The following is an 8,224-nucleotide window of genomic DNA, read 5'->3' as shown; positions in this document are numbered from 1 at the left end:
TTAAAAGCAGATTTGGTAAATTCGGCACTTCCTCCTTGATGTTTTTTCTTAAAGTTAGGATACTTAGTACGACCAGCAAAGAAATTGGTAAAAGCTGTTTGTAGGTGTCTTAACCCTTGTTGTAAAGGTACACAGCTAACTTTATTGAGAAAGTCTAATTCTTCTTGCTTTTTCCAATCGGTTAGCATTGAAGAAGTTTCAGTATATCCTACTCTTTCTTGTCTTTCATACCATGCTTGTGTTCTGAGATGGAGAGCTTTGTTGTAAACTAATCTTACACAGCCCAAAGTGCGCCGCAATAGCGACTCTTGTTCTGGTGTTGGGTAAAATCGAAACGAATAGGCTTTTTCCATGTCTCACATTTTAGCATATATTTCGTAAATGTGCTAATATTTAATAGTAAAGCCGTCGTAGAACGACGGGGTTTCAGACCCAAAATTTTCGATGACACCACGCTCGCTCACCGTTTTACTGCTTTCTGTTCTCTTCTGGCTGTCTAGCTGGATCATCATCCCTACTGCTCAAGCTTTAACCCCAATTCAACTATTAGATGTATCTTATAAAGAATGTCCCCCCGAATTAGCCGAGGGGAGTGTCACCAGTGGGGGAACCAGTTTTCCGGCTAATTGTTTTTTAATCACCGGCAAAGCTAAAAATAATTCTGGAAAAACCGTCTATGATGCCGATGTTTTTGGTCGGATTTACGATGCTAACGGGGAACCGGCTTTACAAAATCGTAGCCGAGTCGGGGCAATTCCAGAAGTGCCACCGGGGATTAGTGATTTCGAGATCAGAATTTCTGTTTCTACCAATCAACCAACCCCCTTGCGACTGGAAAAATTCAAAGCTTCCGGTTTTACCAGTAGTGTTGATCCGCGGATTTAGAAACTGCTACTGACCAAACTACTGGCCCCTGTGGCTACGACACTCTGAACAACGTTGAGCAGCAGAAAAGCGAGAATCGGGGAAAAGTCCATCCCGCCTAGGGGTGGGATAATCGAGCGAAAGAGGTTTAAATAGGGATCGGTAATCGGACTGAGAAAAGACATAATCTGATAGGCCCAACCGGCATTTTGGAACCAAGTCAGTAAAACCCTAACAATTAGGATTACCGAGTAAATTTGCAGGAAATTGTTGATTATCGTCAAAATAAACCCTATATCGCTCATAAATAAATCTTTCCTCAAGAAGGCGTGATGGTTAGTTTAGCTTTGATCTTACCAAAAAAATAGTCTTTAGTTATTCTCGCCGCCCTGTCTTACTGGTTTTAACTGGCTATCGGCATTCATCGGGGTTGACGGACACCGGGTAAGAAAACTGGATACAGCAGTTATCTTAATGGTGAGGTACGAAGTTTTCCTTTTCGGGAGACTCGGATTGTTCAAGTAGTTTTTCCATAGCTAACTGACGGTCTGGATGGGAGGACACATAAAAACGATTGCATGGTATGATAGGGGTTTTGGAACTATTGTTTTAGGTCAAGATCATGGCGAAACGAATGCAGGTTATCCTCAATCAAAAAGTCAGCAAATTAGGTGAAAATGGCGATGTGGTGGAAGTGGCACCCGGTTATGCGCGCAATTACCTTATCCCCCAAGGTGTGGCTGTTTTAGCCACCAAGGGTGCGATTAAACAGGCAGAATTTAGGAAAGAAAAAGAGCGTCAACGTCTTCTGGCCGAAAAACAAGAAGCGGAAACCAGAAAAACTGCGATCGAAAAACTCAGTCCCTACAGCATCCCTAAACAGGTGGGTGAAAACGAGGCAATTTTCGGTACTGTCACCAGTCAAGATGTGGCTACGGTTATTCTAGAAAATGCTAAATTAGAAATCGATCGCCGTGGTATTACCGTCCCCGATATCGGTCAATTGGGAGTCTATAAAGTACAAGTCAAACTCCATCCCGAAGTTAGTGCCGATATTGAAATTAAAGTAATTGCACAATAACAATTGTCGGGGCATAGTTATCAGTAATCAGTGAAAATTTATCAGAGCGATTAACTAGCTGATGGCTGATAGCTAATAGCCATTCACATCTCAAAAACTATGACTCATTCCACGGACATAAAAACCCTAGCGCGCTGGATGGCGGCGGATTTTAGTAATCAAGAACAAGCTTTTGCTAATCCGCCTTTTTTTGCCCATATTCGCGTGTGTATGCGTCCTTTGCCCGATGAATTACTGAAGGGAACCAGCTTATTTTTAGAGCAGGCCTACGATTTTATGCTCAATACTCCCTATCGTTTGCGAGTATTTAAATTGTCGGTAGTCGATGATCATATTGAACTAGAAAACTTTAAAGTTAAAGAGGAAGCTAACTTTTTTGGTGCTTCTAGAGAACCCCAGCGTCTCAAAAATCTCACCTTAGACTTATTAGAACCGATGCTGGGTTGTGATATGAATGTAACTTGGACAGGTAACAGTTTTAAAGGGGTGGTGAAACCGGGTAAACAATGTTTAGTCTTTCGCAAAGATAGAATGACTTATTTAGATAATAGTTTTGAAATTAGTGAACGGGGATTAATTAGCGTTGATCGCGGTTTAGATCCCGAAACCGATCAATTAGTCTGGGGTTCGATCGCCGGTCCCTTTGAGTTTGTGCGTCGCGCCAGTTTTGCTGAGGAAGTGTGAGAAAAATTCTCGGTTTTTAGCTATGAAAATCGCCACATGGAATGTCAACTCGATTCGCAGCCGACAAGAGCAGGTAATTAACTGGTTACAACTCAATCCCGTTGAGGTTTTGTGCTTGCAAGAAACCAAGGTAATCGATCGAGATTTTCCCAGAGAAGCTTTTGAATCTTTGGGTTATCATCTCTATATTTCTGGACAAAAAGCCTACAATGGTGTGGCGATTTTTAGCCGAAAACCCATGAGCGATATCACTATGGGATTTAGTCCAATTATCGGCGAAAATTTAACGGGAGAACTAGACGAACAGAAACGGGTAATTACTGGAGTAATCGGCGATATTCGGATTATTAATCTCTACGTTCCTAACGGTTCTTCCCTAGATAGTGATAAGTATATTTATAAGCTTAAATGGTTAGAAACTCTTAGGAAATATCTAGATAAAATTATTAATTCTCAACCTCAAGAATTATGTATCTGCGGAGATTTTAATATTGCCTTAGAAGATAAAGATATTTATGATCCCAAGGGCAAAGAAAATCATATTATGTCTTCAGCTAAAGAAAGAGAAGCTTTAGAAAAGGTCTTAGAAATTGGTTTACAAGATGCCTTTAGAAAATTCACCTCGGCAGCAGGACATTATAGTTGGTGGGATTATCGCAGCGGTGGTTTTTCTCGTAACCGAGGTTGGCGAATCGATCATCTTTATTTAACTCCTCAGCTATACGAAAAAGCCGTTAATTGTCTGATCGATCGAGAACCCAGAAAACAAGAAAAACCTAGCGATCATACCCCTGTTATTCTGGAAATATCAAACAAAAAATAGCTAAAGGATCAACCTAGACTTTGCACAGCCAGAATTTTGCTCTCTTAGCTTCCCTAACCGGGGACTTTCAGCTTGAGGATTTATTCGGTAACGAGAAAATGCTATGATTCGGGTTGAATTTACCAAGTTTATTAATTATGCGTTCTCCCCAATTAATTGTTCTATTGCTCGGTTTATCCCTTCTCCCCAGCATCTCCCCCGCTTTTGTCCACGCTAATCCCTCGATAGTGCCAGTGAAACAATCGAGTAGTAGCGATTGGGGACAAAAAATCAGCGAAGCGGAAATTAAAGCAATGATTGAAGACATTAAAACCGCTATTAAAGATAAAAATATCGCCCTAATCCTCAAACACTATGCCCCATTTATTTCCTCGCAATTGACCATTAAAACCAATGCTAGTACCGAAATTTTTGAGTTAGATGGCATCACGGAACATAAAAGATTTTTAGAGGAATCCTACAAAAATATTAAAAGTATGGAGGTTCTTTCTGAGAATTGGGATGTGGATATTCTTGCTAATGACGAGATGGCGATAATCACTCGCGAGCGGGTAGTCAATATTACCAACATCGAGGGTGATAACTATATAGTGGCATCGGCAGCCGTGGCTAAAGTCGCTCCCATCGACGGCAAATTGAGGATATTTTCCATTCAAGAAACCGCCGAAGTGGGACGCAGACCAAAAAAATAATTAGTTTCTCCGGTTGGGACTGGCCCAACCCGACTCCCGGCGTCTTCGTCCCTCGATAAAACCGTCATCGTAGTCCCTGGAATTGCGCGGATTATCATAGCGGGCAAAGTTAAACCCGTCCTCTAGTCCGCGCTGAAATTCTTGCTCTGGTGGCACAAATCGATAACGTTGTCTATTATCCTGTACCGCTCGGTTGATTAACAAGGCCCCCGCTCCAATACCAACGGCCTCACCAAAGGTTAAAGACCTAGCATAATCGATGTTAATTGTCAAGAAAGTTGTTGTTAAAATTAAGGCTTTTCCCCAATGTTGACCCATAAAATCCTCCTTCAAAAAATCAAGTTGACAACAAAACCAGTACAGATACCGACTCCCCAAAAGGAAAACTTTCTACCTCACCATTACGATAACTGCTATGAGCTAGATTTAGAAGAATGGGAGTGAAAGCGAATCCCCAAGAAGACATCGTAGAGGAAACTCCAGAAATTCTTACCTTGCAGTAGGCCTAAAGACTGTTCACAATCTTTTGCGTCTAAAAGCGGTTTAGTGGCATAGTATGCCGGTTGGTATTTGTACCAGGGAATCGACGGCCAGAGATGATGCACGAGATGATAATTCTGCCCTAAAATCAGCAGATTTAAGAGAGGACTGGGGTAAACGCGAGCATTTTTCCAACGATTACGCTCTTGGAAAGGACGATGAGGAAGATAATCAAAAAATAAACCGAGGGCAATTCCCACCACTAAAGCGGGAACAAACCAAAAATTCATCACATAGCCAATAAAACCATATTGACAGGCGACGACGACTATGGTAGCAACAAAAAGACGACTGAGAAACCATTCCAGCAGTTCGTATTTTCGCCAGAGTTGCCGCTTAAAAAAGAAAATCTCGTGATAAAAAAATCTGGCCGCAATCATCCACAAAGGTCCACCAGTGGAGACAAAATGATCCGGATCATTTTCGGGATCGTTAACGTGAGCGTGGTGCTGTAAATGGACTCTAGTGAAGACCGGAAAGGCAAAACCGAGCATTAAAGCACTACCATGACCTAAAATAGCATTAAATGTCCGATTTCTATGGGCAGAATTATGAGAGGCATCGTGGATAACTGTCCCCGATAAATGTAAAGCGAGGACATTAGCGGTAAAACAAATCCAGTCGGGCCAGGACCATAGCCAATAGCCACAGGTAGATAGGGTTATTAGGCTCAAGGCACTAAAAAACATGGTAACGTTTGGGTTGAAGCCCCCCGGTGCTTTTAAATACTCTTTGGGGACTGTCAGCAACATCTCGGCCGACTGCATTATGGGTGTTGCTCCTTATTGTGTTCGCTTTACTGGCGTAAATTATCATACTACGCCTTTTTCATAAAGTTTTGTAACATTATCTTAATTAATCTAAAGTTATGAGGAAAGTAAGGATTTGTTATATGGTTCCCGAAGGAAAAGCGAGGCTACAAGAGAAAATCACGGGCGCTTAACGCCAGTTTTGCACTTAAACGATTAAAAAATTCGGCTAGAGACTCGGCTTGAGAGGGGGCGATCGCCTGTTTCCCCAGCATCACCGATTCTACCCTATCCCGATCGCCGAAAATATCGATAAGACACTCCCTATCGATCTCGAATTCATCAAGTAAAGATTCTAAGGTAGCGGTAGGACTTGTTCGGGCGATCGGATAATGTTTCCGCTCGTATTCTTCCACTAATAAGACCAGTAAATCAAATAATAGTCCTTCGTCATTGATTAACTCCCGTGACATCATCCCTTCAATTATGCTTAAAAATCGCTCGTATTCTTGCGAGTTATTAATCGGTTTCGGTTGATACTGCAACAGTAAATCACCATAGGTTAATGGATTAGAAGTAGGGATCATTTTTCCAGTTCTCCTTATTGTATTCAGGGTGACTTAGAATATATTTAACGAAAATGGTTTGACGAGAATAATTGATGTCAGCGATTAAACGGTATTTGTTTCCCTTGATCTTAAAAACTGTAAAATTTCCCACCGCCTCCGCTTTCGGGTAGCGACCTTGAACCTCTACTAAATTTTTCCAGTTAGCCTTACTAGCGAAGTTATACCAATCGGTCAGAGCGTCTTCTGCGTCCGAGTGGCGTTCCTAAAACTCTCGTAATTTAACTTTACTGATCACGTGCATTGATCGCTAGTTTTATTGTTCTTTTTAACCTAAATAAACATGGATCACTCTAATAATTATAGTGTATGTCAATTTGACCGATCCGAATCGAACCCCAGAAAAGCGCATCGCCCCGAATCCCCAATCGAGTAATCAATAGCTAGATGAAGTATAAGAAATATAAATAGCAAAATCCTTGACAAAATGACAGGTATTGTCACCAAATTCAATTCAGAATATGCCCCTCAAACAATCCCTTGACCAACCCCTCACCCTCGCACCAGTTGCGATCGCAATTGCCCGATTTACCGATTTATCCCCCGCAACTATCGAGGAATTACAAAGGCAGCAGCACAATTAAAGCTTTAATAACCGCAAAGGGAGGGGAATTAGGGAAATTTCGGCTCATCTCCCCACCCCAAGCGCGATTAACCACGTTTAGCGAGGCGACGCACCACTAAACCACCCCCTAGTATCCCTAATCCGATAATACCAGAAGGTTCGGGAGTGGACACCGGCGGCTGACTTTGGCTGAATACCTGTACGCGGCGGTTGAACGAATCAGCCACATAGATATTACCACCGCTACCGACCGCGATACCGGAGGGGTTATTGAACTGACCGTTCCCCGTACCGCCGCTACCGAAAGCGGACTGGAAAACACCACTAGAGTTGAATACCTGTACGCGATTGTTGTTAAGATCAGTCACATAGATATTACCACCGCTATCGACCGCGATACCGACGGGGACACTGAACTCACCGTTCCCCGTACCGCCGCTACCGAAAGCGGACTGGAAAACACCACTAGAGTTGAATACCTGTACGCGATTGTTGTTAAGATCAGTCACATAGATATTACCACCGCTATCGACCGCGATACCGACGGGGACATTGAACTGACCGTCCCCCGAACCAGCGCTACCGAAAGTGGACTGGAAAACACCACTGGGGTTGAATACCTGTACGCGATTGTTGTTAAGATCAGTCACATAGATATTACCACCGCTACCGACGGCGATACCGTAGGGGCTAACGAACTGACCGTTCCCCGTACCACTGGTACCGAAAGTGGACTGGAAGACACCACTAGAGTTGAATACCTGTACGCGATTGTTGTTGGTATCAGCCACATAGATATTACCACCGTTACCGACAGCGATACCGTAGGGGCTATTGAACTGACCGTTCCCCGAACCGTTGCTACCGAAAGTGGACTGGAAGACACCACTAGAGTTGAATACCTGTACGCGATTGTTGAACGTATCAGCCACATAGATATTACCACCGCTATCGACCGCGATACCGAAGGGGCCATTGAACTGACCGTTCCCCGAACCAGCGCTACCGAAAGCGAAGGAAAAACTGGCCGCAGTGGCACTGGTGGCGATACTAATACAACCGATCGCAGTGGCCGTGACTAGAGAAAAGGATTTCAGCAGAGGCTTTGATAAGCCGTGCTTCTGCTCCCCCCGTGATTGATAAGGTTAACTAATGGCATAAGGCTCCACAAAATTAAACTGATTGCAAGCTACCCCTTCCTCTAGTAATTGTCAAGAAATTCCTGGTTAAGATGTGATAAATTTGCTGAAATTTATAGAGTTTAGTCGATGATTAGAATTGAATTTTGCCGATAATATATTCCGCGCTACGATTCTCTTCGGCAATAGTGTCGGAGGATGTCAACACCGGCGACCGAGGGTATCCTAGGAGAAACGGAAAGTAATCCCTGACGATGTTTGATAATATTTGTAAATTTATCGCCGAAAACTTCTCCGATGATTTAGCCACTTGGTTATTAGGTTCTCCCCTCTCCTTAACCGTCCTCGACCCGACGGAATTACAATTAGACCCCATTCGCGCTGATTCTCTGATTTTTTTGCAGTCAGAGCAATTAATTCTCCATACCGAATTTCAAACCGACCCCGACTCCCAGATTCCT

General features: G+C 43.1%; 12 protein-coding genes and 2 pseudogenes. 7 read left to right on the top strand and 7 right to left on the bottom strand.

The window, feature by feature from the left end; genetic code table 11:
- A partial coding sequence (locus IM319_RS00130; protein ID WP_287734188.1) for an RNA-guided endonuclease InsQ/TnpB family protein occupies positions 1-353 on the bottom strand: 353 nt, incomplete at its 3' end.
- 91 nt (positions 354-444) lie between these two features.
- Here IM319_RS00130 and IM319_RS00125 point away from each other — a divergent pair.
- The gene (locus IM319_RS00125; protein ID WP_287685280.1) at positions 445-885 is read left to right on the top strand and encodes a hypothetical protein; all 441 of its coding nucleotides are present in this window, start codon (positions 445-447) and stop codon (positions 883-885) included.
- Here IM319_RS00125 and IM319_RS00120 read toward each other — a convergent pair.
- Complete coding sequence (locus IM319_RS00120; protein ID WP_061430502.1) at positions 882-1,169, bottom strand: YggT family protein; 288 nt, start codon at positions 1,167-1,169, stop codon at positions 882-884. The two genes, IM319_RS00125 and IM319_RS00120, sit on opposite strands and share 4 nt — an antisense overlap.
- A gap of 317 nt (positions 1,170-1,486) precedes the next feature.
- Here IM319_RS00120 and rplI point away from each other — a divergent pair, with 317 nt between their 5' ends.
- From rplI to IM319_RS00100, 4 genes are all read left to right on the top strand, one after another.
- The gene (gene rplI, locus IM319_RS00115) at positions 1,487-1,945 is read left to right on the top strand and encodes a 50S ribosomal protein L9 (protein WP_012264300.1); all 459 of its coding nucleotides are present in this window, start codon (positions 1,487-1,489) and stop codon (positions 1,943-1,945) included.
- A 99-nt stretch (positions 1,946-2,044) separates the two neighbouring features.
- Positions 2,045-2,629 carry a chromophore lyase CpcT/CpeT gene (locus tag IM319_RS00110; protein WP_286824469.1) on the top strand — a complete coding sequence of 195 codons (585 nt, stop codon included), beginning with the start codon at positions 2,045-2,047 and terminating at the stop codon, positions 2,627-2,629.
- A gap of 22 nt (positions 2,630-2,651) precedes the next feature.
- Positions 2,652-3,452, top strand: a complete 801-nt coding sequence (xth, locus tag IM319_RS00105; protein WP_287685278.1) for an exodeoxyribonuclease III — start codon at positions 2,652-2,654, stop codon at positions 3,450-3,452.
- A gap of 137 nt (positions 3,453-3,589) precedes the next feature.
- Positions 3,590-4,144 carry a hypothetical protein gene (locus tag IM319_RS00100; protein WP_287734191.1) on the top strand — a complete coding sequence of 185 codons (555 nt, stop codon included), beginning with the start codon at positions 3,590-3,592 and terminating at the stop codon, positions 4,142-4,144.
- On the opposite strand, the gene IM319_RS00095 is transcribed toward IM319_RS00100, so the two are convergent.
- The 4 genes from IM319_RS00095 to IM319_RS00080 form a co-directional block, all read right to left on the bottom strand.
- A complete protein-coding gene (locus IM319_RS00095; protein WP_287079865.1) occupies positions 4,145-4,462 on the bottom strand; it encodes a hypothetical protein in 318 nt (105 codons plus the stop codon). It abuts the gene before it with no gap.
- Positions 4,463-4,557: 95 nt separating this feature from the next.
- A complete protein-coding gene (gene crtR, locus IM319_RS00090; RefSeq protein WP_287734186.1) occupies positions 4,558-5,451 on the bottom strand; it encodes a beta-carotene hydroxylase in 894 nt (297 codons plus the stop codon).
- Between the two features lie 149 nt (positions 5,452-5,600).
- Positions 5,601-6,020, bottom strand: a complete 420-nt coding sequence (locus IM319_RS00085; RefSeq protein ID WP_287734184.1) for a helix-turn-helix domain-containing protein — start codon at positions 6,018-6,020, stop codon at positions 5,601-5,603.
- Positions 6,004-6,237, bottom strand: a complete 234-nt coding sequence (locus tag IM319_RS00080; protein WP_287734189.1) for a type II toxin-antitoxin system HigB family toxin — start codon at positions 6,235-6,237, stop codon at positions 6,004-6,006. Before IM319_RS00080 ends, IM319_RS00085 begins: the two co-directional genes overlap by 17 nt.
- Positions 6,238-6,496: 259 nt before the next feature.
- On the opposite strand from IM319_RS00080, the gene IM319_RS00075 reads away from it, so the two are divergent.
- The gene (locus IM319_RS00075; protein WP_287734182.1) at positions 6,497-6,643 is read left to right on the top strand and encodes a hypothetical protein; all 147 of its coding nucleotides are present in this window, start codon (positions 6,497-6,499) and stop codon (positions 6,641-6,643) included.
- 67 nt (positions 6,644-6,710) lie between these two features.
- Here IM319_RS00075 and IM319_RS00070 read toward each other — a convergent pair.
- Positions 6,711-7,783 (bottom strand): annotated as a pseudogene (locus IM319_RS00070) (6-bladed beta-propeller).
- Between the two features lie 234 nt (positions 7,784-8,017).
- Between IM319_RS00070 and IM319_RS00065 the strand changes: the two are divergent.
- A pseudogene (locus tag IM319_RS00065) lies at positions 8,018-8,224 on the top strand (Rpn family recombination-promoting nuclease/putative transposase); the annotation flags it as partial.

It is taken from the genome of Microcystis sp. M113S1, from assembly GCF_020246945.1.
GTDB lineage: Bacteria > Cyanobacteriota > Cyanobacteriia > Cyanobacteriales > Microcystaceae > Microcystis.
This window is presented reverse-complemented; position numbering and strand designations above follow the sequence as displayed.